Annotated in this window: 1 protein-coding gene; it reads right to left on the bottom strand. The window is 47.1% G+C overall.

The genetic code is table 11. The features are described from left to right. Positions 1 to 184: 184 nt before the first annotated feature. Positions 185 to 1,501, bottom strand: a complete 1,317-nt coding sequence (locus tag NCCP2331_RS18205; protein ID WP_251672116.1) for an IS1380 family transposase — start codon at positions 1,499 to 1,501, stop codon at positions 185 to 187. Positions 1,502 to 1,656: the final 155 nt, after the last annotated feature.

Genomic DNA, 1,656 nt, shown 5'->3' with positions numbered 1-1,656 from the left:
CCTGAATTATTCATGGTCAGATGAAAAACCTAAAGTTCCCACAAATTTTTAGCCTGTAAGTGATCTGCTAGGCCATTAAACTACTTTATCGACACGTTTGGAATTTAATTGGAGATTTCTTTTAGTTTTTGGGCGCACTTCTCCCTTGGTTCCAACCGCTTTTTTAAAAATACGTTATTCTACTTCAATTGAATTGGAGACGTTGGACTCGTGCCAGCACGTCCCAGAAAAAGCGATCGTAGACGAAGTGGGAAGAGATCTTCATATGCAAGTAGCGCCCGGACTTCACCAATTTACTCGCGACTTTCACTAATCGTGTACGGATCGTTCCGATCTGGATGCCTTTCGAAGTGTTCGGAAAGCTGAGCGTGCGCAGCCAATTCGTCAGGTTGTAGGCAAGCAGACTGATCATCATGCGAGCGGAATTGACTGTGAAATCATGACTTTTCATCTGATCAAAGCCAAATCCGTCCTTCGCTTCCTTGATGAAATTTTCCATCGTGCCGCGCTGCTGATACGAATACACAATCGCTTGCGGAGAAAAGCACTCACCGAGGCTCGTCACGAAAAAGGCATGCCGAAAGAACAGCTCACCTGCCGGCCGTGTCGATTGAATGACGATACGACGAGATTTCGACCAGGAGGCCGCTTGATAAATGGAATCTTCTACGTAGTATTCGGTCTTCGAGATATCTTGAATTTCGTCTGTCGGATGCAGTTCTTCCGCAAGTGCCTGCAGCTTGGCATTCGACTTCAAACGAATGATATACGAAAAGGATTCCTTCTCGCATAACTCGTAGAGCTTCGGAACCGCAAAGCCGCTGTCTCCACGAACCAGATACGAGGTTTCGGGAAACTGCTCGTTATAATGCTCGATAACCGGCCGGATGAAATCAACGACGCCATTCGACGTATAGACATTGCCAGGACGCAGCTTCGCTTTGAGAAAGTCGCCTGTCAAGCCGTCGAACGCGACGAGCGGATGAAACCCGACCGTCTGGTAATGCGCGTTGTATGCAGCCTCTTCCTGTTGACCATACGTATCGGCATGCGAGGAATCGAGGTCTACAATCAGCGCTTGCGCCTGCCGGGCGCGGTGAACCTGGTCAAGCATCGTTTGGTTTGCTGCCTGCAACTGATCCAGCGCATTCGAATCAAACCGGTGAAAAAATCGGGACAAAGACGGCTGGGAAGCCAGCGCAGGCTTGGCGAGGATCTGAGTGAAAACCGGATCGGTCGTCAAATAATCCGCCGCATCGTCTTCCTGATAGCCAGCAATCAACTGATAGATTTTCTGTTGAAGCAGTTCATGGTTTTCATGGACGCAAAATGTGCGTTCATCGACGAGTTGGAGATGATTTGCGATAGTTTGAGAGAACCCCAATTTCTCATCGAATTCTCGGAACACCAAAGTCCCTGTATCAGAGGAAAGTTCACCTCCGTCGTTGGATAATTTAATGGAACAGTTGAAGTTTAGGGTGTTTTGCGTTAAAGTAGGCATCAGAAGAATCCTTTCTGTGATGTTTTGTTTGGTCGCAATCATCCTATCAGAAATGGATTCTTTTTTCATCTTTTAAGTGAAAAAGAGAATCCCACTCCAAAGCCGCCATGAACGCTTTGGAGTGGGATTCTCTATTAATTGGTGAATAATCAGGG

This window comes from Sporosarcina sp. NCCP-2331 (assembly GCF_023707945.1).
Taxonomy (GTDB): domain Bacteria; phylum Bacillota; class Bacilli; order Bacillales_A; family Planococcaceae; genus Sporosarcina; species Sporosarcina cascadiensis.
Note: the sequence above shows the minus strand (reverse complement) of the source record. Positions and strands in the feature narration are given on the sequence as shown.

Coding starts and splice junctions, on each gene's coding strand:
- NCCP2331_RS18205 (WP_251672116.1), bottom strand. CDS start 1,501: ATGCCTACTTTAACGCAAAACACCCTAAACTTCAACTGTTCCATTAAA.